This window comes from Calditrichota bacterium (assembly GCA_013151735.1).
Lineage (GTDB): Bacteria > Zhuqueibacterota > JdFR-76 > JdFR-76 > BMS3Abin05 > BMS3Abin05.
Window position 1 is genome coordinate 1 of sequence record JAADHR010000022.1, and the last position, 26,493, is coordinate 26,493.

Annotated in this window: 16 protein-coding genes; 9 read left to right on the forward strand and 7 right to left on the reverse strand. The window is 46.7% G+C overall.

Annotation, left to right across the window (positions count from 1 at the left end):
- Window positions 1-209 precede the first annotated feature (209 nt).
- The gene (locus GXO76_01385) at window positions 210-2,603 is read right to left on the reverse strand and encodes a M23 family metallopeptidase (GenBank protein ID NOY76499.1); all 2,394 of its coding nucleotides are present in this window, start codon (window positions 2,601-2,603) and stop codon (window positions 210-212) included.
- Between the two features lie 357 nt (window positions 2,604-2,960).
- Between GXO76_01385 and mutY the strand changes: the two genes are divergently transcribed.
- The 7 genes from mutY (at window position 2,961) to GXO76_01420 (ending at window position 13,821) form a co-directional block, all read left to right on the forward strand.
- Window positions 2,961-4,052 carry an A/G-specific adenine glycosylase gene (gene mutY / locus GXO76_01390; GenBank protein NOY76500.1) on the forward strand — a complete coding sequence of 364 codons (1,092 nt, stop codon included), beginning with the start codon at window positions 2,961-2,963 and terminating at the stop codon, window positions 4,050-4,052.
- A gap of 87 nt (window positions 4,053-4,139) precedes the next feature.
- Complete coding sequence (locus tag GXO76_01395; protein NOY76501.1) at window positions 4,140-5,591, forward strand: glycine dehydrogenase subunit 2; 1,452 nt, start codon at window positions 4,140-4,142, stop codon at window positions 5,589-5,591.
- A gap of 44 nt (window positions 5,592-5,635) precedes the next feature.
- Window positions 5,636-6,586 carry a diguanylate cyclase gene (locus GXO76_01400; GenBank protein ID NOY76502.1) on the forward strand — a complete coding sequence of 317 codons (951 nt, stop codon included), beginning with the start codon at window positions 5,636-5,638 and terminating at the stop codon, window positions 6,584-6,586.
- Window positions 6,587-6,591: 5 nt separating this feature from the next.
- Entirely contained in the window at window positions 6,592-8,793 is a 2,202-nt protein-coding gene (locus GXO76_01405; protein ID NOY76503.1) for a cell wall metabolism sensor histidine kinase WalK, read from the forward strand.
- Between the two features lie 32 nt (window positions 8,794-8,825).
- A complete protein-coding gene (locus GXO76_01410; protein ID NOY76504.1) occupies window positions 8,826-10,421 on the forward strand; it encodes a PAS domain S-box protein in 1,596 nt (531 codons plus the stop codon).
- 112 nt (window positions 10,422-10,533) lie between these two features.
- Window positions 10,534-12,441: a PAS domain S-box protein gene (locus GXO76_01415; protein ID NOY76505.1), complete on the forward strand. Its 1,908-nt coding sequence runs from the start codon at window positions 10,534-10,536 to the stop codon at window positions 12,439-12,441.
- On the forward strand, window positions 12,442-13,821 hold the full coding sequence (locus tag GXO76_01420; GenBank protein NOY76506.1) for a sigma-54-dependent Fis family transcriptional regulator: 1,380 nt from the start codon (window positions 12,442-12,444) through the stop codon (window positions 13,819-13,821).
- Between the two features lie 41 nt (window positions 13,822-13,862).
- Here GXO76_01420 and mpl read toward each other — a convergent pair whose 3' ends face one another.
- Complete coding sequence (mpl, locus tag GXO76_01425) at window positions 13,863-15,302, reverse strand: UDP-N-acetylmuramate:L-alanyl-gamma-D-glutamyl-meso-diaminopimelate ligase (protein ID NOY76507.1); 1,440 nt, start codon at window positions 15,300-15,302, stop codon at window positions 13,863-13,865.
- A 419-nt stretch (window positions 15,303-15,721) separates the two neighbouring features.
- Window positions 15,722-16,909, reverse strand: coding sequence for a hypothetical protein (locus GXO76_01430; GenBank protein ID NOY76508.1), 1,188 nt, complete (start codon window positions 16,907-16,909; stop codon window positions 15,722-15,724).
- A gap of 501 nt (window positions 16,910-17,410) precedes the next feature.
- On the opposite strand from GXO76_01430, the gene GXO76_01435 reads away from it, so the two are divergent.
- On the forward strand, window positions 17,411-19,939 hold the full coding sequence (locus tag GXO76_01435) for a hypothetical protein (protein ID NOY76509.1): 2,529 nt from the start codon (window positions 17,411-17,413) through the stop codon (window positions 19,937-19,939).
- Window positions 19,940-20,030: 91 nt separating this feature from the next.
- On the forward strand, window positions 20,031-22,577 hold the full coding sequence (locus GXO76_01440; protein ID NOY76510.1) for a hypothetical protein: 2,547 nt from the start codon (window positions 20,031-20,033) through the stop codon (window positions 22,575-22,577).
- Between the two features lie 111 nt (window positions 22,578-22,688).
- On the opposite strand, the gene GXO76_01445 is transcribed toward GXO76_01440, so the two are convergent.
- The 4 genes from GXO76_01445 to GXO76_01460 form a co-directional block, all read right to left on the reverse strand.
- Window positions 22,689-23,030: an STAS domain-containing protein gene (locus tag GXO76_01445; GenBank protein ID NOY76511.1), complete on the reverse strand. Its 342-nt coding sequence runs from the start codon at window positions 23,028-23,030 to the stop codon at window positions 22,689-22,691.
- Window positions 23,031-23,192: 162 nt separating this feature from the next.
- On the reverse strand, window positions 23,193-23,609 hold the full coding sequence (locus tag GXO76_01450; GenBank protein NOY76512.1) for an ATP-binding protein: 417 nt from the start codon (window positions 23,607-23,609) through the stop codon (window positions 23,193-23,195).
- Between the two features lie 273 nt (window positions 23,610-23,882).
- Entirely contained in the window at window positions 23,883-25,553 is a 1,671-nt protein-coding gene (locus tag GXO76_01455) for a hypothetical protein (GenBank protein NOY76513.1), read from the reverse strand.
- Window positions 25,554-25,742: 189 nt separating this feature from the next.
- Window positions 25,743-26,465, reverse strand: coding sequence for a DUF502 domain-containing protein (locus GXO76_01460; protein NOY76514.1), 723 nt, complete (start codon window positions 26,463-26,465; stop codon window positions 25,743-25,745).
- Window positions 26,466-26,493: the final 28 nt, after the last annotated feature.

The window sequence follows — 26,493 nt, forward strand, 5'->3', positions numbered from 1 at the left end:
CGTGAAAGAGGCTTCATTCAAATTCTTGAACAGAGTATCTGCAAATCACAGGAAAACACACCCCTAAATCCCCTCTTGATAGAGGGGACTTTTCGGCTCATCATGTTGAATATTCTTCATTTACAGCAGAAGAAATTGTCCGTGTAAATAAACTGTACTCCGTGAAAAACCTTGTACAATCACCCCAATTTATTGGGGTGATGATTTTCTTACGGTTTCTTGCGGGCTTTTATGATAAAACTCCATCTTTTATCAACCGAATTTCCACAGCGATCAACGATTCGAATGCGCAACAGATGCTTTCCGTTTTGCAGGGGCTTGTCCGGCCGGTAGGTAATTCGGCTCATTTCGGGATCATATTCCGCAATACAAAATTTCCCGTCCAGAGTAAGACGGATCGAAGTTTCATTTTCAATTCCAGAGAGATTGTCTTTGAATCGAACCGCGATTTTGGGTCGTGTTGAGGAAATGACCTGCAAATGCCGGGGAAACCGGGCCAGAATGGACGGCGGGGTGGTATCGCGCAAAATGGTAAATCTCCCAAAATGTCTCAAATGAACCTTGAGATTGCGACGGTCGGCAGAAAGAGTATTCCCCTGAAAAACCCATCTTCTTTTTGACGGTGAATACACCGCCAATTGTTTGGGATTCTTTTCTCCATCCGGAATATGCAGTGAAAGAATCGCACCCCTTCTCAAAGGAATGTCCGCTGGATTTAACTGCAGTAAATAGGTGATTGAATCTCCCGGAACAGAAAGGTGTGCCCGCCGAAGGGGCAGTTTCTCAAATCGGAAGAAAAGGGGCTGGTAGGCGGAATTCTTCAGAAATCGAATGCCCGAGCCATCTTGTGATAGTGGAATTTCTTTTTCCTGGGACGTTTCAATCTTAAAGAGTTTGACGAAGTCAATGGGAATTCGCTTTTTATGCACCGGATCCTGGATGGAGAACAACGTAAACGCATTTGCGATGGAATCAAGGGAAAGGGTTGTTTCGTAACGGGTTAAGTCAAGCTGGCGCAGCGGACGAACCCCCGTCGAAAATCCCGTGTTGTAAACCAATTGCAAGGGTTGTGCAAGCGGCCCGGCGGTACGCAGACGGATCAGCAAAAAATCATCCAAAAAGATTTTTTTAAGGGAACTGTTTCTGAACAGGGTTGGTAGATCGGATGCACCTGAATCGGCCGAAACAAAAATGGGGAAATTATCAAATCCCAGATTTGAAAGGGTCCAGAATTTGAACCAGCGTACCGCTTTGGAAATGGGGATGTCAATCGGAAAGTCGGAGGGTGAGGGGTCCGCACCCAGAAGGGCCTGGAGTGAAAGGGGATCCCATTTTTTGCCAATCCACTGTGCCGCAAAAAGTTCATCCGGCGTCGGATTCGTTATTTGAAGGTGATCGTTAAATCGTTCCCATCGGATGGGTGAAATTTTTTTGGGTTCCACCAGAAGAATACCGTTTAGGGTGGCCCGGTTTCCTGTGAAGTCTTCTGCGATAACGGTAAAATAATGTTTTCCGGGACGAAGTGTGACCGGCTGGAGGGGAACCGGATTCCCCGGGAAAATAGAAAAAGCTCTGCCGGAAAATCCAGCAGCCGGCGAATGGGGCGGCCGTTCCGATGGTGACGCTTCTGCCGTTTCAAATAATCCGGCTCCGGGCTCGGAAGGATGGTAAAAAGGAAGCCTGTTTTCCGGCCGCAAAAAGAGGTTGTTGAAATAGCGCCCCGTCCACTGGTGCAAACGAAAATTGCGATCGAAGACAATCTCATGTGTTTGGTCAAAGGAAAGGGAGTCGTACTCCGTTTGAAAAACAGGCGTGCCATCCACCAGAAGTTTGAGCCGGTAAAACGAGCATTTATTTGGAATTTTGGCCGACCGGTCAAATCCTGTCACGGCCAGACCAAAATTCCCCCAGACCTGAATGGGGTGGTCCAGGTAAACAACGGTTCCTTTTTTATGGCGAACAGGAAACGTTTGGGGAAGAGGCCTTCCCTCCACCTGTGAATTTTTTCCGAATGGAATAACAGCAAATCCCGTGATTCTGGGGGGAACACGGTCTTTGAAAAACGGGTATTTCAGGAGCGGATTAATGGGACGGTTTTTTGCGTCGCGAATCTCAAAATGAAGATGAGGCGCTCCGATTCCCGTTCTTCCGGAAAAAGCAACCACTTCCCCCTTTTTAACGGGGATTTGATTTGCGGTAAAATACTTTTCGACGGAGTATTTCTGGCGCTTTCGCTGAAGGGCCTTCATCACCCGTTGAATCTTTGGAGCAAAACGCTGCAGGTGCCCGTAAACGGCAATCTCCCCCGTATCCAGCTTCAGGTAAAGAGCCTTTCCATACCCGAACGGTGAAATCCGTACCCGGTAAACATAACCGTTTCGCACGGCAAAAACCCGATACCCCTCTTTTTCCCATGTCTTAATGTCAATGCCCGAATGAAAATGCCCGGGGCGGTATTCACCAAAAGTGGAATTGATAAAGTGACTGGCATCGGTCGGCCAGAGGTAGCCTTGTGCCCGAGCTGGAAGGGCAGATGCGAGAAAAAAGACAACAAAAACAACGGCTCTTCGAAAAAAGAAAGAGGCAGACGAATAAATGGTCATAAAAATCCAATATCGCGTCAGCTGTTCGAATTTTTTGGATAAGGGACTATTTGTGAAAATAATATACCGAAAAATCGAGGGAATATCAACCCAAAAGGTCGGTAAAATCGAACATAAATTCTTGCAATAGCTGAATAGTTGTTGTATGTTTAATGTAATTTATTTTTTCTCAAATATCTTGACAGGATTTACAGGATTATGCAATATCGTATTTATGAAGATGTTCGTTGGGACTATTGTGATATCAACCAGATCATTGATCACGGAAAAAAATATCCTGTAAATCCTGTCAAAATTCTTTTGAATTGATACATATTGCAAAGGTGGATTGGGTACGGAAATTTGCAAGCTTCAGATCTGGCGAAAAAATTGTTACACTGGTTTGGTACAAACAAGCGGGATTTACCGTGGAGACGCACTCGCGATCCTTACGCAATCTGGATTTCCGAGATCATGCTGCAGCAAACTCAGGTTCTCACCGTTATTCCCTACTATTATCGTTTTCTGGAGGCGTTTCCGACGATCGGGACCCTGGCTTCAGCCGACTTGGAAGAGGTGCTAAAAGTTTGGGAAGGACTTGGGTATTACGCCCGGGCGCGGAATCTGCACAAGGCTGCCGGGATCATCGTTGAGGAATTCGACGGGCGTTTCCCGGATAAATTGCAGGATGTCCTCAAACTGCCCGGAATTGGACGTTATACGGCCGGGGCCATTTTGAGTATTGCGTTTGGTGTTCCGATTCCGATTCTGGATGGAAATGTGGCCCGGGTCCTCAGCCGGGTTCTGCTTTTTGAGGAGCCTCTTAACACACACCGTGCCAAGGAAAAACTGTGGCAAATGGCCGAAAGTCTTTTGCCTTCGAATAATCCGGGGGAATTCAATCAGGCGTTAATGGAGTTGGGGGCTTTGGTGTGTACTCCCCAAAGTCCATCGTGCAAAATATGCCCTTTGCAGGAGATATGTTTATCCCGGGTGAATCGACGGGAGAACGAGATCCCCGTCAAAATCAAAAAGAAGCCGGTACCCCATGTGGACGTATCTGCCGGAATTATCTGGGCCAATGGAAAGATTTTGATTACCCGCCGTCCGACAGATAAAATGTTAGGCGGACTCTGGGAATTTCCCGGGGGCAAGTGCGAAAAAGGGGAGTCATTTGAACAGTGTCTGCTGCGTGAAATTTCCGAGGAGCTGAGCATCCGCGTGGAAATTATTGCGCATTTTATGGATGTAAAACACGCCTATTCTCATTTTAAAATGACTCTCCACATGTTTGATTGCCGTTACGTGTCGGGAAAACCCGTGTTGAACGGTGTGGATGCGTTTCAGTGGGTTTCTCCGGAGGATCTTTTGGAGCTGCCTTTCCCTGCCGCTGACGGAAAGGTCATACGGGAAATCTTGCGCCAGACACCGATTATTCAGGAAAATCAAAAAAATGTTACTAAAAAATAACTTGACATTATCATTGAATTATTGTTATTTTTAAAGTTGATACGAATGTTCCCTTCGAAAACTATGACTGCAAAGAGGCAACCTGCAATGTATGATAAAGTCATTTTTGAGCTGAGTGTGAAAGGCAGACGAGGCTATACGCTTCCAAAACTGACGATTCCACAAAAGCCGATTACCGACATATTGCCCGATAAATTCCTGCGAAAAGAACCGCCTGTTTTACCGGAGGTTTCTGAGCCTGATGTGGTGCGTCATTTTGTTCAATTGTCCAATAAGAATTATCATCTTGACAAGGGATTTTATCCTCTTGGATCGTGCACGATGAAGTACAACCCCAAGGTGAATGAAACGGTTTCTGCCCTGGAAGGATTTGCGGCCATTCATCCGCATCAGGACGAAGAGGATGTTCAGGGTGCGCTTCAGCTCATGTATGAATTGAGCGAGGCTCTTTGTGAAATCTCGGGAATGAAAGCCGTTACCCTTCAACCGGCTGCCGGTGCCCATGGAGAACTCACCGGAATGATGATGGTTCGTGCCTTCCATGAAAAGCAGGGAAATCCCAGGAAAAAGGTTTTGTTGCCCGATTCTGCCCATGGCACCAATCCGGCCAGTTCCGTAGTTTCCGGTTATCAGGCCGTCCAAATTAAATCCGATGGGGAGGGGTTAATTGATCTGGATATGCTGAAGGAAAATCTGGATGAAGAGGTGGCTGCCCTGATGGTAACCAACCCCAATACGCTGGGTTTGTTTGAATCGCGCATTCAGGAGGTCAAAAAACAGTTGGATGAGGTCGGAGCCCTGTTGTACATGGACGGTGCCAATCTGAATGCGCTTTTGGGAATTGTCCGGCCGGGTGATTTGGGTGTGGACGTCATGCACTTTAATCTGCATAAAACCTTTTCCACCCCGCATGGCGGGGGTGGTCCGGGCAGCGGTCCGGTAGGCGTGTCTGAGCGCCTGGTTCCTTTCTTGCCGGTGCCCCGGGTTGAGAAGGCCGGAGAAAAATTCCGCCTTGGGTACGATTATCCGGATTCTATCGGAAAAGTACAGGCTTTTTACGGGAATTTTTCCGTAATGGTGAAGGCATTAACCTACATTCGAATGCTTGGCTCGGAAGGATTAAAACGGGTGAGCCGGCATGCGATTTTAAACGCCAATTATTTGTTGGAACGGGTGAAATCGGCGTACGACCTGCCGTATCCCCGGAGGCCCATGCATGAATTTGTTCTGTCGGGTGATCGCCAGAAAAAAAACGGAATCAAGACCCTGGACATAGCCAAACGCTTATTGGATTTGGGATTCCATGCACCGACGGTCTATTTCCCGCTTATTGTTCACGAGGCTCTGATGATCGAACCCACGGAAACCGAATCGAAACAAACATTGGATGCTTTTGCGGAAGCCTTGCTTCACATTGCGCGGGAAGTGGATGAAAATCCAGACCGCCTCAAACAGGCTCCCGTTACAACCCCTGTTGGGCGGTTAAATGAAGCCCTTGCTGCCCGGCAGCTGCAGGTAAAATGGACTCCGGAACCGTGAGATTTTCTCGGAGAAATTATTTTAAACTTAGTTTATAGGAATGAATGAAAAACGGGAAAAAACAGCCCAAAATTCTCCTGGTTGATGACATAGCGATTAATCTGGAACTGCAGAAGGCCTATTTACAGGGTTCCGGTTATGATGTTGTTCTGGCCATGGATGGCGAAGAAGCTCTCCGAAAGGTTTATGAAGAAAAACCCGATCTGATTTTGTTGGACATTATGATGCCCAAGAAAAACGGCTATGAGGTGTGCCGTTTGCTTAAGAATGATCCGGAAACACGCTTTATTCCGGTCATTATGGTAACCGCCCTAAAGGACATTGAAGACAAAATCAAGGGAATTGAAGCGGGCGCTGATGATTTTATTTCCAAGCCATTCAATAAAACCGAACTCATGGCCCGTGTGCGTTCTCTATTGCGAATTAAATTTCTGCACGATGAGCTTGAAAATAAAATGGAACAATTGGATGAAGCAAGAAAAGAGCTTCAGCAATTGGCCATCACAGACGGGCTAACGGGGTTGTTTAACTACCGCTATTTTCGCTCTCAATTGGACCACGAATTGGAGCGGGCCCGGCGTCATAATCTGGAACTTTCGCTCATCATGACAGATATCGATTTCTTTAAAAGCTATAACGATACCAACGGTCATCCCGCCGGAGATGTGGTCTTGAAAACGATTGCGGATGCGGTGCGGGAAAATATCCGCAAAATTGACATTCCCTGCCGTTACGGAGGAGAAGAGTTCATTCTGATTCTGCCGGATACGGGTAAGAAGGCTGCCGTTGTGGTTGCCGACAAAATTCGGGATCTCATTGAGAAAATGCCGTTTAAAAATCAAGAAAAACAACCCAATGGCAAACTCACGATCAGTATTGGCGTGGCCACTTTTCCGGAGGACGGCGAGACCTCCGATGAACTCGTTGAAAATGTTGACGCCAATCTTTACAAAGCCAAACAGTCCGGGCGAAACAAAGTGGTTGCAGGTTCCTGAAATCTATGGGTTTATTTAAACGAAAACAATTGTTAGAACAACTGGTAACCATCACAATTCTGGTTACACTCATTCCTCTTCTGTTAATGGGAATCTATTTTCATTATCAGAACTGGATTTATGCGCGTAAACAAGCCAGAACGACTCTGGCTCTGCAAACGCAGCTTATAAGCAAAACCCTGTCTGATCGCCTGATTGATCAATGGAGTGAAAAGCTCGAAGTTTTTCAGTTGATTCCGTCAGATAAGCTGTCCAATGAGTGGCTCAGCGGATTTGGGGAAATCTGGAGAATCTCCGATTGGACGGGAACGGCAGCCGACGGGGGTGTCCGGCTGATTTACCAGTCTCCCCTGGAAAAGGCTCCGGTTCTCTCCGAAAAGAGCTTACGGCAGATTCTGGCACACTATGCCCGATCAGCCCGGGATCCCTGGATTTATTTTTTCAGTTCTGCCGGATCCAACGGATCACACTATTTTCTGATCATCAAAAAGTCTTTTTCGGAAAAAACGGGCCGTTCGTTTGTGGCGGGAATTCTTCCGGCTTCACGTGTTCTGAAGGATTTGCGGTATCCCGGCACAATTGTTTCAAAAAACTCCCGGTTTGTTTTGGTCGATGCCGAAGGCCAATATCAAACCCTTTCCGGAACACCCTTTTTAAAGGACGATCTGCCCGTCGTCGAATTCGCTTTGTCCGGAAATAACCGGCCATCGGGAAGAACAAAGACGGGGGCAAAAGCTATTCCGCCTGCTTCCCGCTGGTTCACGGAAGTGAGCCAGGTGGACGGATTGCCTCTCTGGGTGGTGGGTCAGGTTTCAAAACAGTCTATTTTCAGCCCCGTGTGGCGAATCAAGCTGGAGTCGGTCTTTTTCCTGTTGTTTGGGATTTTGTGGGCAATTGTTGGCGCGCTTTATTTCGCAAAGCGCATTACGGTTCCGCTACAACACTTTGCAAAATCGGCTACTGAAATTGCAAGAGGCGATTTCACGCAAAAAATAGACATCCAATCCAAGGATGAAATTGGCCGCCTGGCCAAAATATTCAATTACATGATGGTTGAATTGCGCCGCCTGAATGAGATGAATCTCAATCAGATTATTTCAGAGCGCGCAAAAACCCGTGCCATAATCAAAAACATTGCCGATGGTGTTATCGTAACCGATCCCCGGGGAAAAATCATGATGATTAATGCGGCTATCGAGGATTGGTTTCAAATTGACGAGCGGCAAATAGTGGATCAGCCTCTGGATCGGGTTCTTCCCAATAAACATTTGGAAGAACTCATGCATGAGATGAATCAGGACCCCGAGTTAAAATCCTTTACGCGGGAATTTTCTGTGAAACTGCCCGGCCAGAGAAAGGAAAGCGTTTTTCAGGCCCGTTCCAGCTGGGTAGATGATCACGACGGGCATAAAATCGCGGCGGTTACCATTCTTCGGGACATCACGCGGGAAAAAGAAGTGGATCGCATGAAAACGGAGCTTGTATCACTGGTGGCTCACGAGCTGCGGTCGCCGCTGACATCGATTTCCGGATTCGCTGAACTTTTACTGGATACCCCGTTGAATGACGACAGCATGTATGAATATTCCAAGATTATCAAGCAGGAATCGGACCGGCTTTCGGATCTGGTCAACAAATTTCTGGATTTGACCAAAATCGAGGCGGGAAGAATTGATTTTCATCCGCAATTGCTTCGCCTGAACGAATTGATTGAAGGGATTCTTTACATCGCCAGCAGCCATGCACAGACAAAAGGCATTACGCTGGATGTGAATTTGCCCGATGAGATCCATCCGGTTTTAGCCGATTCCAAGCTAATGTCAGAGGTTGTTCTGAATCTGCTTTCGAATGCCATCAAATACAGTCCTTCCGGCACAAAAGTGACAATAAGCGTCAGGGAAGAGGATACCGGCGTTGTTATTGAAGTGAGTGATCAGGGATATGGAATTCCTCCAAAATATCGGGAGAGGATTTTTGATAAATTTTTTCGCATAAAAGACGAAGCCGCTCAGGACGAAAAGGGCACGGGATTGGGCTTGTCTTTGGTGAAAGAAATTGTGGAATTACACAGGGGCATCATTCTCGTGGAAAGTGAGGTGGGCCGGGGATCAACCTTTCGGGTGGTCTTGCCCTGGCCGCATGAGAAAGACTCAGGGGATGGGAAAGCGGAGAAACGGAATCGAATGGCCCATCCGGTCATTCACTGAACGAAGTGTGAACGTGAGGAGAGTCGAAATCAATGCCCAAATGGAAAATCCTTCTGGTTGAAGATAACGTCGACCATGCCGAACTGACGGAAATTGCTTTAAAACAGGCTATTTCTGGACTGATACTAACGAAAGCCTTCTCGGCAAAATCCTGTCTGTCCGTTTTGGAACAGGACTCTTTCGATACCATTATCCTGGATTATTCTCTTCCCGACAAAAATGGCCTGGCTGTTCTCGAAGAAATAAAGAGAATGGGGATTCAGACCCCGATTATCGTTGTCACCGGCATGGGGAGCGAAGTGATCGCTGTTAAAGCGATCAAAAAGGGGGCCTATGATTATCTGATTAAGTCGGAAGGCTACCTTGTAACCCTTCCCGTAACCATCCAGAAGGTATTGAAAAGCAAAGGACTCGAGGAACGGTTGGATGAAACGGAGCAGCGTTACAAGGATCTGGTTGAAAATGCCAACGATGGAATTTACGTGTTGGACAAAAAGGGCCGTTTTGTTCTGGTCAACAACAAAATTATTACGATTACGGGTTATTCCCGAAAAGAGCTTTTGAAGATGCACTTCAGACATGTGATTGCCCTGGAAGAAAGAAACCGATGGTCACGATTGGTCAGGAAACTTCAAAAAAAGGGCAGCTTGGATCATATCCGAACGCTGGTCCGAACCAAGAGTGGTGAAAAAATTCATATTGAGCTTAATATTTCTCCGGTTTTCAAGAACGGAGAAGTAAATGGATATCAGGGAATTGCCCGGGACATTACCTCTCAGATGCAAACGGAGAAAGAAATCCGGAAGCAAAGTGAAGAATTAAAAAAATTAAATGAGGAACTCAAAAAGAAAAATAAAGAATTGGAAGAGATTAACCGCCTGAAATCCCAGTTTGTTTCAAATGTCAGTCACGAGTTGCGAACCCCCCTAAACGGAGTCCTCGGCTATGCTGAACTCCTGCGCGATGGAATTTACGGAACGGTAAATGATGAACAACAAAAAGCGCTTCAAAATATTATTGCCTCAGGAAACCACCTGCTGGATCTCATCAATGAAATACTGGATTTTTCCAGACTGCAAAACGGTCGGATGAAATTCTACAAAGAGGTCTGCTCAATTTACAACATCATTGATGCAGTGGAAGCGACGGTAAAACCCATGCTTCAAAATCTGCCAATTGAACTGAACATCCAGTTGGCTCCCGATTTGCCCGATGTTTATGTGGATTCCCAGAAAATTTATCAGGTTTTTATCAATATCGTGGGCAATGCCATGAAATTTACTCAGAAAGGAGAAATTGAGATTAGAGGCCGTCTGGAAGGCTCCGAAATCCTATTTTCCGTTCGGGATACCGGTATTGGTATTGCCAAGGAAGACATTCCGCTGATTTTTGAGGAGTTTCGCCAATTGGATGGATCCAATACCAGGCGGTACGGCGGAACCGGGATTGGTTTGAGTCTCGCCAAACAACTGCTGGAATCGCACGATGGCCGGATTTGGGTGGAATCGGATATCGGCAAGGGGTCGACATTTTATTTTACACTGCCCATAATTCATGCCGGTTTAGAAAAAACAGGCCGTTCATCTGATTCTCCCCCAACAATTTCATTGCAAAAATTGTATTCATGAGTTTATTGAGTGCTCTTTTACCGGCATGCAGGCTATCAACACAAACGGGCAGCGAAAAATTGCATGTAGTTGATAAAAATATTTCGCCTTATTCTTTGGAGAATGAAAAGCGATGGAAAAAATACATCAAAAAAAATCAATTCTTTTGATTGATGATGATCCCGATATGCAAGATATCGGACGCATCATTATTCGAAAAGCCGGCTATAATTTTATTGAAGCCAGGAATGCGGAGGAGGGATTCGAAAAAATCCAATCTCATCATCCCAACCTGGTTCTTCTGGATTACATGATGCCTGAAATGCGGGGGGATGAATTTTTCAATCGTTTTGTAACCGATGAAAAATACAGGAGATTCCGGGATATTCCCATAATTATGTTAACGGCCCGGGGCGACAACGGAATTGACCGTGTCTCCATGTTTGAAAAAGGGCTGGCAGCCTTTTTGATTAAGCCCTTTGGCCATCGAGAGCTCATTAATGTCATTGAAAATGTACTCCAGCTGAATGACGTCCGCAGACAGAATATGGCCCTTCAGGAAGAAATTCGGCAGACTGAATACAAGTATCGGGATCTTATTGAAAACGCAAATGATCTGATTTTTACCCTTGATGAAAAGGGGTATTTTAAATTTGTGAATACTCAACTTGAGCCCCTAACCGGCTATTCTGAGGAGGAATGGAAAAATCAATCCGTCTTTGATGTCGTTTTCCCGGAAGATCGCGAAATAGTGATACAAGCGTTTCAAGAGTGTCTCTTTGGAAATTGCCGCACGGTGGAATTTCGGATTCAACACAAAATGGGAGGAATTCATTATTTTTCTGCCAATTTAAATCCCATTCGGGGTGGAGAAGCAATTGACGGTGTCGTGGGCATTGCCCGTGATATTACCGATCGTATCAAGTTGGAAGAGCAGATTGTTGAACTGAAGAATTTTAATGAAAGCATTATCAAAAGCATTGGTTCGGGTTTGATAACGGTGGATTTAGACCGGAAAATAACCTACTTCAATACGGGCGCCGAAAAAATCCTCAAAATATCTCAAAACGAGGTGATTGGAAAAGCCGTCGATGATATCTTCCCTCAAAGTGAAATTGAAAAGCTTCTGCCAAAAGATTCGGGGGGGAATACCTCTCTTCTGAATCGCGAGATGGAAATGACCAATAAGCAGGGCGAAAAGATTTTTATCGGCTTTTCGAACACCCCCTGGGTTGACAATAATAATCAAAAAATGGGAACCATTATTAGTTTTCGCGATATTTCCGAGATTAAACGCCTGCAGGTTGAAATGATCCGAATGGACCGGCTGGCATCACTGGGAGTGCTGGCATCCGGAATTGCGCATGAGATTCGGAATCCATTGGCCGGGATTAAAACTATGGCGCAGACACTCGAAGAAGAGATCGATCCCCAGGATTCGCGCCGCGAATATTTATCCCGGATTATTCGTCAGGTGAACCGCCTGGATGAACTTCTGAAGGCCTTTTTCTCCTATGCCCGGCCCAGGCCCCCTATCAAAAAATGGCACAATCTGGAGGATATTATTCACGAAGTCACCGTTTTGCTGAACAAGAAAATTACATCCTCCAAAATTGATTTTAAAGAAAATTACCAGGAAAAATTACCCCGTGTCTTTGTCGATTTGAACCAAATTCAACAGGTATTTATTAATTTGATTTTGAATGCCGTGGACGCCATGCCCGATGGCGGAGAGTTAATAATCAGTGCCAGAGCAAAAAAAACCCGGCTGGAGGCGGTGGACCGCAGACGCAAGAATTTTAAAAATCGAAAAAAGGAAATGCTTTTTACCGAAGTCAGCGTTAAGGATACGGGTATTGGAATTAAAAAAGATCATCTGGAAGCGATATTTGATCCGTTTTTTACCACAAAATCCCAGGGCACGGGTCTGGGACTTTCAATCGTCTATCGTATTCTGGAAGAACACGGGGGAAGCATCAAGGTAACCAGCGAATTAAATAAGGGTACGATTTTTACTTTACTATTACCTGCGGAGGAATAATTGGGAGAGGCATCGATACTTGTTGTCGAGGATAATGAAGATTTATGCACCGCTGTTGCTTACAATTTAAGAAAAAAGGGGTATGACGTTGAAACCGCCTTTTCCGGAGAAGAGGCGCTTGAAAAAGCCAGCAGAAAAATTCTTGATCTCGTCCTATTGGATATCAATCTGCCGGGAATCGATGGCATTCACGTTTTGAGCAAGCTAAAGGCGCATGATCCCGATTTGCTGGTGATCATGATTACAGCCTACGGAGATTTGACACATGCCATTTCTGCCATGCAGGCCGGAGCCTACGATTACCTGACGAAACCGTTTGAATTGGAAGAGCTTCGTTTGAAGGTTGACAAGGCCTTGGAAACCCAGCGTTTGCGCCGGGAGGTTAATCAATTCCGCCGGCAGCAAATGGACGATCCCATTAGGGGAATTTATGGCCATAGTCCCAAAATTCAGGAGGTTAAGAACCTTATTTCGCTGGTTGCGCAAACGCCCCGAACCTCCGTCCTAATTCAGGGCGAAAGCGGGACGGGCAAAGAACTGGTTGCCAATGCTATTCACTATGCCAGTAACCGGAGAAACAAACCCCTGGTTAAAATCAATTGCAGTGCCATTCCCGACAATCTGATTGAAAGCGAATTGTTCGGCCACGAAAAGGGGGCATTTACGGATGCCAAAATACTCAAAAAGGGGATTTTTGAAATTGCAAACGGCGGGACCCTTTTTCTGGATGAGGTGTCCAGCCTGAAGCTGAATTTGCAGCCCAAATTGCTCCGGATTTTGGAAACCCAAACCCTGCGCCGGGTGGGCGGCACGGTGGATATTCCGGTAGATGTGAGAATTGTTACGGCCACCAACAAGAATCTCGAAGACAGCGTAAAGGACGGGGAATTCCGGGAGGACCTATTTTATCGCCTGAAAGTAATGGTAATAGACGTGCCCCCCCTGCGTGACCGCAAGGAGGATATTCTGCCGCTCGCCAAATTGTTCTTGGACGTGAATAATCGGGAGTTCAATAAGGACATCAAAGGCATTTCTCCGGAAGCAGAAAAGGTACTGCTGTATTATTCCTGGCCCGGGAATGTGAGGGAGTTAAAAAATGTAATTGAACGAGCCAGTATTTTGTGCCAAAAGGATTGGCTGGAGCCGGAACATCTTCCCCTGGAACTTCAAACGGAAAGCGAATCTACACACGTGGAAACGGAATCCGATTATTCGGCGGGTTTTTCTTTGGATGAAATGGAAAAGCGGCACATTCTGCATGTTTTGAAACAGAACAAGAACAATAAATCGAAAACGGCCCGGATACTGGGTATCTCCCGATCAACCCTTCGCGAAAAACTCCGACAATATGGACTTCTGACGGAGAATAGCGAAGATTAGCGTGCCCTTTTCAGTCCCCAATTTTGTATGGGGTGTCGTTTTCAGAGCGCCCCTTTTTCATTGGTAAATTCTCTTTCCTCCAGTGCTTTTATCAATTTATCGTAGATTCCGTCAAATGAACCGTTCGACATAACCAGAATTTGATCACCAGGGTGCACACGCTCCAGCAGCCAATCGATAATTTCTTCCACCGAATCGGAATACATGGCCGGCTTGCCCATTTTTTTCAGTTCCGCTACAATCTGTTCCCGATCCAATTTTTCATCATCTTTAAGCAAGTGGGGCCGGTTGATTTTCCCTATTGCAACCCCATGGGCCTTCTCAAATGCCAGAGGAAAGTCCTTCTGAAAAATATTGCGGCGGGTGGTGTTGGTTCGCGGCTCAAAAAGTGCCCACACCCGCTGTTCCGGGAAGCGGGCCACAAGCCCCTCCAGCGTTTCCCGAATAGCCGTAGGATGGTGAGCAAAATCATCGTAAATGGTAATGTCCTGGAGGATTCCCTTAACCTCAAGGCGTCTCTTAACGCCCTGAAATGAGTTAAAGGCGTCCTGAATCGTATCATTTGAAATGTTCAGATGTTTGGCAACAATAATGACGCCTGCTGCATTCAGCGCACTGTGGTGCCCGGTGAGGGGAAGATAGAATTCGCTCACCGCCTGATCGTTTCTGGAAATGGAAAAGGAAATCCCTTCCCGGGAGGGCCGGAGATTTTCAATACGCCAGTCAACATCACTGCGGAATCCAAAGGATTCCACCGGGGCAAAGGATTTTTGTGCCAGCTCACGCACAATGGGGTCATCGCCGTTGATGACCAGAAGGCCGTTTCGTGGAATCAAATTAATCAGGCGGCTGAAGGTAAGCTTAATGTCCTCGATAGAACGGAAAATATCGGCGTGATCAAATTCAATATTGTTGATGATCGTTATTTCGGGAAGATAGTGCAAAAACTTGGAGCGTTTGTCGAAAAAGGCGGTATCGTACTCATCGCCTTCGATAACGAAGTAGGGGCCGTCTTCAATTTTCATACCTTTGCCAAAATTTCTTGGGATCCCTCCAATGAGAAAACTGGGTTTGAGCTGAGCCACCTCCAGCACCCAGGAGAGCAAAGAGGTCGTGGTGGTTTTCCCGTGCGTTCCGGAAACCACAATGGAATCCTTTCCGCGGATGAAAAACTCGCGAATAACGTCGGGCAGAGAAAGATAGAAGTATTTTTTTTCAAGCACGGCTTCTGCTTCGGGATTTCCACGGGAAATGGCGTTTCCGATCACAACCAGATCAGGTGCCGGATCCAGATTGGATTCCCGGTAGCCTTCGGCAGGAGAAATATCGTTTTTTTGCAAGAAGGTGCTCATCGGAGGATAGACGTTTTCGTCTGATCCGGTCACCCGGTACCCCATTTTTTTCAGCTGAACAGCCACATTGGCCATGGCTGTACCGCAAATGCCGATAAAATGAATGGAACGGACACTGTCTTTAATCATTTGGAAATCCCTATTTATGCTGAGTGCTGTTTTTTATCTGTGGTTCTCTTTTTTCTTTCTCTGAGGTTCCCTGTGTCACTCTTTTTTTTCGGTTACACGGAGTACCACAGAGAGAGTAAAAGGCCTGATTCTGACTTTCGGTTAAATCTTTCCTGTGCCTTTTCAAAATAGAAAAAAAATCATGGGAAATCAAGGGAAAATCACTGTGGTTTGGTTCAAAACAGGGGATTGTCTGATGCGGAAAACAGTCAAACGGATCCAAACTCCCGCCATCGACGAAAGTCTTCGGGTTTCGTCATTCCTCGGTAGATTAAACAATTAGGTCTGATCAGCATTTGGCCGTCCCGACGAGTTTCCAGGGCATGCCGCCATGCACGGCTGCCTCTGCCATAGAGCCAGTGCTCTTTTCCACTGCTCATTTATTCCATCCAAGAATGGATCTCTTTTTTTATTTTATCCAAATTGGATAATTTAAAACTTCGTTTACCATTATAGTAGCGCATAAGCTCGTCCGGAGACATGGTATGTCTTCTTCCTTTTATTTTCCATAAAATCTTTTCACGCCTCAAAAGTTCATGAAGAAAGGTTTTATTCACAATGCCAGGTATTCCAATGACCAGTTTGAACTTTTCCAAAGGCTTGTAAAAGACCATTCCTGTAAAAACATCCTGGTACGTTAGATTTTGCTTATCAGGATAATAATCAAAAGAGTCCTTACCAAAAGGGCTGTTTCTGAGATTAAAGCCAATATCGTCTACTGAAGCAAGCTGAAAGGCCGCGTCCCATTTGCCCCGTTGAATTGCAGAATAGGGAGGATTAGTATATACCATATAATTATTCACCAGAACATTTGCAATACGTCCGCGGTATTTCTGAAATAAAAACCGGCCGGTATTGTAGGCTTTGGGATCAAAGGAATCATTAAATGCGTGTCTGTAGTTCATAATAATGAGAGCCTTTTTTCGCCGGGAATGTGCATACAGTGAATCGTAGGTATCAATGATTTGTGCCGCCATAATGCTGTCCCGAACATTTTTTTTGCCGTTTCTTATGAGCCTTTGCCAGAAATCCTTTAGATCATCTTCATTCTTCACCCAATCCCAATTGAACGGAACATCCGATGGATAGAAATTAATTTTCATCTCAGCGGGTAAATTACGGTTGACGGCATAAAATTCCTTCAAAAAGTAGTGATAATTGTACTTTTCCCATAGCGGCCAAACAACGGCATTTCTTTGAAAATACAGGAGTTTCTCTTCTACTTCATTTTCGGATAGACGATCATTATGCATGAAACGATTTAACTCAGGATTAAGTGTGCTGACCCCTACCTCCGTAAAAACATGCCCCACATTCTTTACGAAGTAAGGATCCCGGAGAATCGACAAATAAAGATCATATTGGGTAATATCCCTGTGATCACGTTCGCAGATCATAACAAGATCATATTTTTTGAAGAGATTTAGAATATAATCCTTGGCCGTTGTTTCTTGATTTTTGATAAAATCAACATAAGGCTGAATGGATTGTCCGGGTGAAGTCTGTAAAGAATGAGGGGCCGCCGCCATAAAGACTGAAAAAAACAAAATGAGGAATGCAATTTTCATTTTTGTCATCCTCCGTTTATGTGGTGACATTCAAATGATACCGACCCGATCAGCCCCGAATGAATTGACCGAGCCTCTTACAAGACAGTTTTGTCTCTTTTAGGAACCCCAGTGAATGCCGTCAGGATTTGTTTGTACCGGAGATTGCAATACGTTACTATCTACGGTTGCCGTTCTGCGTTTGTTTCAAAATGAGGCGGAATATCTCTTAAAACGGCTGGTTTAGCGGGTGCCTGCCCGCGCTGATGACTTTTCAACGGAGCCGCTGCTCCCGGCAATCTCTCCATTAAAGCCGGTGTTGAACGGAGCCCTGTTTGCTGTGGTGCCGATTCTTCGTCATAAAAAATGCACTTTTTTACGCAGGCGAAGCCGTGCGAGGGAAGAATAAAGTCATCCCCCAAAATCCTTCTTGACAATACCGGTTGTTTTTCTTAAATTGTGAGGAATTTTGGAAAACCACGGGTACCTCATTTTACCAGAACCACATAAGGATTAGAACGCATGACCGTTCGTTTTCCCATTGGAATGCCTCTTTTTCTGATTGTTTCCGCTCTTTTTTGGTTGGCGCAATCGATTGATCCGACCGCCGCTCAACCCCTTTCTCCAAAACGCGAGGCACACATCCAAGGGCTTCTTTCTCAAATGACGCTTCGGGAAAAGATTTCACTCATGTCCGGGAAAGACGGCATGAGCAGCCATGGCATTCCCCGTCTGAATATTCCGGCGCTGCAAATGGCCAACGGTCCCCTGGGTGTGGGAGGCGTACCCGCCACTTATTTTGGCGCGGGCATTTCCTTTGCGGCCACCTGGGACACCTCTTTGATTTACCGCGTCGGGCAGGCCATTGGCGGGGAGGCCCGGCACTATGGCAAGCAAATCATTTTGGGCCCCTGCGTGAATATCCAGAGGCTTCCCATTGGCGGGCGCAATTTTGAAAGCTATTCGGAGGATCCCTTTCTTTCTGCTCAGATGGCTGTGGCCTGGATTTCCGGTGTGCAAAGCCAGAAGGTTGCGGCCTGTGTGAAACATTTCGTTTGCAATGATCAGGAGTTCCAGCGAAACGATGTCAATGTGGTGGTGGATGAACGCACCCTTCGTGAAATCTATCTGCCGCCGTTCAGGGCGGCCGTTCAAAAAGCGCACGCCCTCACCGTGATGGCCGCTTACAATCGTGTGAACGGATATTATGCCACGGCCAATCGCCGCCTGTTAACGGACATCCTTAAGAAGGAATGGGGATTTTCCGGTTTGGTCATGTCCGATTGGGACGCCACACACAGCACGGTGGGGGCGGCTCTGGCCGGTTTGGACATGGAGATGCCCGGCCCGCCCCGCTTTTTTGGTGATTCGCTCGCCGCCGCTGTCAGGGATGGGCGCGTTCCCCGGACGGTTATCGATGAGCATGCCCGGCGCATCCTGCGTGTAATGGCCCGCCTTGGTCTATTGGACGAAAACACGTCCCCAAAATCTCTGCCGCTGGATACACTGGCTCACCGGAAACTGGCCCGCGAGGTGGCCGAGGAATCCGTTGTGCTGCTCAAAAATCAAAATCACCAGCTGCCCCTGAATCGGGCCAAAATTAAATCACTGGCCTTAATCGGCCCCTGGGCAGAAGAAGCCTATCTGGCAGGCGGAGGAAGTTCTTCCATCACCCCGTTTCGTTCCCAATCGCTGGTTCAGGCTTTTCGGCAAAAATTGGGTTCGCACGTTCAAATCCGCTCCCTCAAAGCCGTGACCTTTGTTCAGGAGTACCCGGCCGTTCCGTCCCGGTTTCTTTTGCCTCCGGAGGGAATGAAGGGCCTTCATGGTGTCAAGGGCGAGTATTTTAACAATCTTCATCTTAAGGGCAAACCGGTAATCACCCGTCTGGACCGTGCGATCAATTTTAATTGGGGCAAGGGCTCTCCGGATAAAGCGGTGCATCCCGACCGTTTTTCGGCACGCTGGACGGGAAAATTGGTACCTCCCAAGAGCGGTTTTTACCGGCTTGGCGTAAAGAGCAACGACGGAAGCCGGTTGTTTGTGAACGGGAAACTATTCGTCAATAATTGGGGAAACCACGATTTTCAACTTCGCAGCAAACGGATTTTTTTGGAGAAAGGAAAACCGGTTGCCATTAAGGTAGAGTATTTTGAGGTGGGAAATGTGGCCGGGGTGCGGTTGGAGTGGGAACCAGACGCGCCGGAAACCATTGACCCCCGTGCGCTTACGCTGGCCGGGCAATCGGATGTGGCGATCTTGTGCGTGGGACTCAATCACTCATTTGAGGGTGAGGGATTGGACCGGGCCGGAATGGACCTGCCCGGGGCACAAAACAAACTGATCCGGGAGGTAGCCCGGGTTCAAAAGCACACGATTGTGCTGCTTTTCGGAGGAACGCCGGTTACGATGACGAGCTGGGTGGATTCCGTACCGGCCATTCTGGACGCCTTTTATCCGGGGCAGGAGGGAGCCGCGGCGATTGTCGACATTCTTTTGGGTGACGCCAATCCGTCGGGGAAGCTTCCGGTGACCTTTCCGGCGGCCTACAAGGACAACCCCACATTTCCCTTCTTTCCGGGAACCAATGACCGGCTGGTTTACGGGGAGAAAATTTGGGTTGGATACCGCTATTACGACACCCGAAATATCGAGCCCCTGTTTCCGTTTGGGTTTGGGTTGTCGTACACACACTTTACCTACAGCGATCTAAACCTGAGCACGCACAACCTGCACTCAGATGAAAGTCTGCGCGTGAACCTGAATGTAACCAATTCAGGTAAAAGGGCAGGCGACGAGGTTGTCCAACTTTATGTCCGCGATGAAAAGGCCCGTGTTCCAAGGGAGTTCAAGGCTCTGAAAGGATTCAGCCGTGTCCACCTGTTGCCAGGGGAAACCAAAGCGGTGCATTTTAAAATCTCGCCACGCGATCTGGCTTTCTATGATGTTGGAAGCAAACGCTGGGTAACGGAACCCGGCTGGTTTCAAGTACGCGTGGGGAGCTCTTCCCGTGACATTCGCCTGACAAGGCGGTTTCGGTTAGAAAAATGAGGTAAAGAGTCAAACTTGAATTTTTTCGCCGCGAATGCGTGAATGAAATAAATCCCTGCATCAACAATAACTAATCCGGAGGAAAAAAGGCATGTTGAAAAAAGCACGTTTACTTGTGGTTGTTTTCTGGGTTTTATCGGGTCTGGTTTTAGCGAAAGGCCCGGACGTACCTCTGTACAAAAACAGCAAAGCACCCGTGGAGGCGCGGGTTAAGGATTTGCTTTCCCGAATGACGCTGGCGGAAAAGGTGGATCTGGTCGGAGGAAACGGTTTCACCACGAAAAGGAATGTCCGGCTGTGCATCCCCCAGTTCATCATGACGGACGGTCCGCTGGGTCCAAACGGACGGGGACACGCCACAAATTATTCGGCCATGATCAATCTGGCGGCCACGTTTGACGTGCCGCTGATGGCAAAGGTGGCGGAAAACATCGGCGAAGAGGTGCGTATCCTGGGGCGGAATATGCTTCTGGGCCCCTGTATCAACATTGCCCGTGTGCCGCAGGGCGGCCGCACGTTTGAGGGATTTGGCGAAGACCCCTTCCTGGTGTCCCGAATGACGGTGGCGTACGTGAAAGGCGTCCAGAGCAAACATGTGATCACCTGCACCAAGCATTATGTGGCCAACAATCAGGAATGGAACCGATTTGATGTGAGTGCTGAGCTAAGCGAGCGGGCGCTTCGGGAAATCTATCTGCCGGCATTTAAGGCCGCCGTACAAGAGGCTGGCGGCTGGACGATTATGGGCGCTTACAATCGGATCCGCGGGACCTACGCCTGCGAAAACAAATACCTGCTGACTGATATTTTGAAAAACGAATGGGGATTTCGGGGCGTTGCGGTGACCGATTGGGGAGCCTCTCATTCCACCGTGCAGATGGCCAACGCCGGACTCGATCTGGAAATGCCCACCGGGAAATACTACGGCGAGAAGTTACTCAAGGCCGTTCAAGAGGGAAAGGTTTCGGAATCGACCCTGAATGACAAGGTGAGGCGGATTTTGCGGGTCATGTTTAAGGCAGGACTTTTTGATGAAAATATCATGGCTTACGGCGGTTTTGACGATACCCCCGAACGCCGGGCCCTGGCAAGAAAGGTGGCACAGGAGAGCATTGTACTTCTGAAAAATCAGAACCACATACTGCCCCTCAGGAAAGATCACATCACATCGATTGCCGTGATCGGCCCCAACGGGGATGTGGCCCGAATGCACGGCGGCGGAAGCGGCTCGTTGACCGGCAATTACGGAATCTCTCCGCTGGAGGGCATTCGGAAAAAGGTTGGCAATAAAATCACCGTGAAATTTGAACGGGGCGTTGAGCAAAAAGTAACGACGCTTCCCATCGTGGGCCCCGAATACTACCGTCTGCCCAACGGAAATCCCGGAATCTACGCCGAATATTTCAACAACCGCGATCTTGAGGGAAAGCCTGCGCTGACGCGCGTGGAAAAAGCGATCGATTTCGATTGGGGCTACGGCGGAGAACGGGATCCGGAGCACCTGGGTTCGCCCGATCCAAAGATCATTCGCCTGGACAAATGGTCGGCGCGCTGGACGGGGCAATTCAAATCCCCGGGAAATGGCTGGTACTACATTGGACTGAAAACGGACAACGGCGTTCGCCTTTTTTTGAATGGCAAAAAAATCATCGATTCCTGGATCGATTCAAGACCCGGGAAATTTAAAATCACCAAATACAGATTTGAAAAGGGCAAGTGGTACAAGATTCGGGTGGACTTCTATGAAAATGTGGGAAGCTGCCAGGCAAAACTGGGTCTGGCGCCCTATCATCCGACGAACTATTTGAAAAATGCTGTGAATCTGGCGCAACACTCGGATGTGGCCGTTTTGTGCATGGGCCTGAATGCTGAAATGGAAGGGGAGTCGGTGGATCGGGACAGCCTGCCGCTGCCAGCGGAACAGGAGCGGCTGATTCGAAGGGTGGCGGCGGTGAATAAGAATACCATCGTAGTCCTGAACAATGCCACTCCCATTTTGATGAACCGCTGGATAAACGCGGTTCCGGCCATCATCGACGCCCTTTACCCGGGGCAGGAAGGAGGAAACGCCCTGGCCGACATTCTGTTTGGGGATGTGAGTCCATCGGGGCGCTTGCCGTTGACTTTTCCCAAACGCTGGGAAGACACACCCGTGCATGATTCGTACCCGGGGAAGAAAGATGTGGCGTATTACAAGGAAGGTATTTTTGTGGGGTATCGTTACTACGACAAGAAAAACATCGAACCGCTTTTCCCGTTTGGGTACGGACTTTCGTACACCACATTTTCGTACAGCGATCTTCGCATTTCACCCCAAAAAATCGGCCAAAAGGACACGGTCCGGGTGCAGCTTCAAGTAAAAAATACGGGACAAGTAGCCGGAGACGAGGTGGTTCAGCTGTATGTGCATGATGTAAAAGCCAGTGTTCCGCGGGAGGTAAAGGCCCTAAAGGGATTTGCCAGGGTGAGTCTCAAGCCGGGTGAAACCAAGCGGGTAACCTTTAAATTAAATAAAAAACACCTGTCGTTTTACGATCCCAACGCCAAAAAGTGGGTGGCGGAACCGGGCTGGTTTGAGGTGTTGATCGGAGGTTCATCACGGGATATTCGGTTGAAAGGGAAGTTTCTGCTGAAGTAGATTGTAAGAACAATTCACGTAGGGGCGATTCATGAATTGCCTTTATATGAATTGCCCCTGCAGCAGGAATCAATGTCCCCGGCACCTTTGGAGCGCCGGGGACGTTAAAAATCAGGATTGAAAACTGGCGACTGCGCGGTCTGCATTTTCAAAAGTTTCAAAAATAGTAATCAATTTTGTAATCATAAAGAGGTTCTTAATTTTCTCGGTGGCGCCTGAAATCTTCATTTTCCCACCCGCGTTTTGGGTAGAGGTCAAACAGGCCATAAGAATGCCCAGCCCGGAGCTGTTCATCCATTTCACCTTGCTTAGGTCGATTACGATTTTCTTGATTTTATCGTTGAGTAGACTTTTCACTTTTTCATGGACTTGCATTCCCTCAGGCCCACCCATGAGGTTTCCTTTGAGATAAAGAATAGCAACGTCTCCACGAATTTCTTCCTTAATCTGCATGTGAGGCTTCCTCCTTGTTTATGGGGTTTTGATGATCAATAAAAGGCAATTGTTAGAATTCCATCAGGAAATGAAATGATAGTTGATTTAATTTACCACAAATTTGATAGTGATGCAATAATAAAATGATGAATTTCTGCATTTATGAAAGCCGAAGGCAATCTATTTCTTACCGGATTTATATTTGGTTAATACAATCTCCGTTCCATCCGGAGAAAAATTAAATGTAATATCATCCATAAGAGATTTCAGAATCAGAATGCCGCGTCCGTTTTCCCGCATAATATTTTCGGGTGCCAATGGATTATGAATAGAATGAAGATGAAATCCCTTTCCCTGATCCTTTACGTGGATCACAATTCGATCGTTTAAACCCTCTACCGTGATCTGAACGGTTTTTTTTGGGTCATTTTTGTTCCCGTGAATGATTGCGTTGGTAATGGCCTCTGTGGCTGCAATCACAATGTTGTCCCGGTTTTTCGGGCAGTACCGGAGATTAATGAGAGCCTTTTCAATAAATAGAGCGGCTTCCTCAATTTTGTCCAATTGACTGGCCAGTGTTAGACTATATTTTTTCATAAAGGTTTTTGTAGCCGTCTTATCCTAAAAATTCATTGGCCGCAAAGCCACAAAAGCACAAAGGTCTGATAAACAAAAGGATAAATAAGTATTCATTGAAACGGAAAATATTTAAATCGAACTGAGTGTCAAATAGCCAATTACTTTAGTTGTAAAAACCTTCGTGACTTAGAGTCTTCGTGGCGAAAATTATGAATGCAGGTTATTTAATCATTCTGTCTTCTTTTAAATATAGAGAAAAGTTTTAATCGATGCAAGCTCGAAAAGTCTCATTTAGAAATGCCACAGTGCCTGCAAATTAATCTGATTGATAAAATAGGGCTTTTCATCCCGGTTTTTTACACGGAGCGTGGAAATGGAGACAATCCCTTGTTTGCGCTGGGAACCCAACAGAAAGATTTTTAGAACCGGGCCGTAGCTTCTGAATCGCTTGGGTGCATTTGATCTTCGAATATTGTTTTGAATCATTTTGTATGGCCACTCTTTTCTAAAATAACCCTGAAAACCGCCAAAAACCCGAAATACCTGAAGAATGGGGAAATCCACCATAAGTGAGTAGTAATGATTTTGCCGGCTCAACAGGGGTTGTTCTGCAAACGCATCCCAGAATAAGCGCCCATTCTCTTCAAATTCAAGACGGTAGTAACCCGAAAGACGGGTTTGTCCAAACAGATTCCAGGAGACTGAATCGGTGACAGAAAACTCCCTGAACACATAACTTTTCACCTGCTGCATCACATACTCAAAATCGTAATCCGTGTAATTGGCGAGAACTTCTGCCCGCTGTTTGAAGGAAAATCCCGGAGAACGGGAAAATGCCAGATTTGAATAAATACGGAAGATTCGGTTCCAGTTGTTGTCGGCACTCTTTTGAGAAAACAGATACACAAGGTGCCGCAGCCGCACATTACCGCCAATTTTTATCTGAAAACCGGGTAAGAAAAGATGAGACCATTCGATTAAGTGAGTTGTTCGGAGTTCATCCCTGTCGTCAAAATTGGACGTATCTGGCGTGTCGTATTGCAGGCGGCTGATGGAGTTCTGGAAAATAAGGCTGTCTTGCGTTCCCCAATGCAGGGCGAGATCATGGCGAATTTCAAGCAGACGATTTTTATTGTCAGGGGTCCCTGGGATTCCGCTGAAAGGATTGGCTTGCATGGATCGGGAAAAGGTGTATGTTTCTGATTCATATACATAAAGCATTCCCAGGGTGGATCGTATAAACCGGTTTTTGAATTGAAGCTCGGTTTCCGAAGTAGCACCCAGATTTTCTCTTGTACGATTTCCTCCGGCAGCCGTTCGCAGCCGCTGGTTGATATAAGTGTCGCGCGAATAGAATGTGGAAATTTGTTTCATCTTCAAAGAGCTGGAAATCGGGTACACCAGATAATTCGAGAGCCTTCGGTTTTTTCCCCGCCTGGATTCCAGATCGCCCTTCATTGAAATGTAATAATCCCGCCGGGTATTGTAGAATTGAAAGGAAAGAGAGTCTATAGTCCCCGGATAAAACTCCCGGGCAATCTTGTAGCCGATTCCGAAATCGTAGTCCCGTCGTCGGCCCATTTCACTGCCCTGCCAATTCAGTCGAAATCGGTTCACGTATCCCTGCCAGGACGATGGCGTGAGTGTGGCATTTGTGAAATAATACAACCCTCTGTCCTGTTGGCCCTGACGCCGGTCCCATTTTTCTCCCAGAACACTCTTCAGGTGAATTTTTTTCAGAAGAGAGGTTTTCACGCCCCAGGAAATAAGGTGTGTTCTGGCGCTGTTTTCGTAACCGGTTTGTTTGTCAATATAGGTGGATGACGTGGTCTGAAAAACCTGGTCAATCGCCCGCCACAGGGGGGATTGGTATTCGAGAGACAATTGGGCGCTGTCCCGCCATTTATTTTGGGAAAAAGATGTGCGGAGCAAATTGCTGACGTAGTGATTTTGAATGGTCAATGATCGATGATTCGAGAATGTTTTTTGGTAATTAAGATTTTCTTTCCAGGTGTAGGATGTGTAATTTTGTTGAAAGTTCAGATTGATGTTTGGGGAAGACGTTTGAGAGAGTAGCGGCGACGTTAAACATCCCCAAAAAAGGGACCATGCCCATTTTCGTAATGCCCTAAATAGTGTATTCATGCTCGGTTAAGAACCGCGTTTTTCTTTTTGATTTTTGTTCTTCCGCAAGAACGAAAAAATCGTGTTTGTCTTTTCGCTTGTTTCGATGACTTGCGCTTTTTCCAATTCTTCCGGGTTAATGGCTCCGCCGGAAACAATTAACTTGATGGCCTCTTCAATGGACATGTTTAATTCAATAGTATCTTCCTTGGGGACAAAAAGCAAAAAGCCGGAGGTTGGATTGGGTGTGGTTGGAAGAAAAATACTGATCAGGTCTTTTGAGGAGTGGTTTTGAACTTCTCCCCGTGTATCTTGTGTCATAAACCCAATGGAATAAATGCCCTTCCGCGGATATTCAATGAGCACGGCTTTTCGAAAAACCTCTCCTTTGTCTGAAAACAGCGCCTCCACAATTTGTTTGAGTGTCATGTAGATGCTGTTAAAAAAGGGGATTTTACCCACAATCCAATTTCCAAGATCAAGCAATTTCCGGCCGATATAGAGCCTTGTGAGGATTCCAACCAGAATAATCAGTAGAATCATCACCAGGATGCCAATACCCGGGATGCGGTGATAATAGTTTGAGATTCCTAAAACCCGAACGAAAAGAAACTGGAGGATCCCGGCCATCCAGTTGTCAAAAACAATAAATATTTTCCAGAAGATGTAAATCGTTAAAACGATTGGCGTTAAAACAACAATTCCGGTCAAAAAGTACCGTTGGATTTTCTTAGAGAATTTCTGGCTCATGGTTTCACAAATTTTTCCAAATTAAAGG

Bases quoted from the DNA above. Each gene is read 5' to 3' on its own strand.
- GXO76_01400 (NOY76502.1), top strand. From the start codon at position 5,636: ATGAAAAACGGGAAAAAACAGCCCAAAATTCTCCTGGTTGATGACATA.
- GXO76_01430 (NOY76508.1), bottom strand. From the start codon at position 16,909: ATGAAAATTGCATTCCTCATTTTGTTTTTTTCAGTCTTTATGGCGGCG.
- GXO76_01385 (NOY76499.1), bottom strand. From the start codon at position 2,603: ATGACCATTTATTCGTCTGCCTCTTTCTTTTTTCGAAGAGCCGTTGTT.
- GXO76_01440 (NOY76510.1), top strand. From the start codon at position 20,031: ATGTTGAAAAAAGCACGTTTACTTGTGGTTGTTTTCTGGGTTTTATCG.
- GXO76_01405 (NOY76503.1), top strand. From the start codon at position 6,592: ATGGGTTTATTTAAACGAAAACAATTGTTAGAACAACTGGTAACCATC.
- GXO76_01395 (NOY76501.1), top strand. From the start codon at position 4,140: ATGTATGATAAAGTCATTTTTGAGCTGAGTGTGAAAGGCAGACGAGGC.
- GXO76_01460 (NOY76514.1), bottom strand. From the start codon at position 26,465: ATGAGCCAGAAATTCTCTAAGAAAATCCAACGGTACTTTTTGACCGGA.
- GXO76_01415 (NOY76505.1), top strand. From the start codon at position 10,534: ATGGAAAAAATACATCAAAAAAAATCAATTCTTTTGATTGATGATGAT.
- GXO76_01435 (NOY76509.1), top strand. From the start codon at position 17,411: ATGACCGTTCGTTTTCCCATTGGAATGCCTCTTTTTCTGATTGTTTCC.
- mpl (NOY76507.1), bottom strand. From the start codon at position 15,302: ATGATTAAAGACAGTGTCCGTTCCATTCATTTTATCGGCATTTGCGGT.
- GXO76_01450 (NOY76512.1), bottom strand. From the start codon at position 23,609: ATGAAAAAATATAGTCTAACACTGGCCAGTCAATTGGACAAAATTGAG.
- GXO76_01445 (NOY76511.1), bottom strand. From the start codon at position 23,030: ATGCAGATTAAGGAAGAAATTCGTGGAGACGTTGCTATTCTTTATCTC.
- GXO76_01410 (NOY76504.1), top strand. From the start codon at position 8,826: ATGCCCAAATGGAAAATCCTTCTGGTTGAAGATAACGTCGACCATGCC.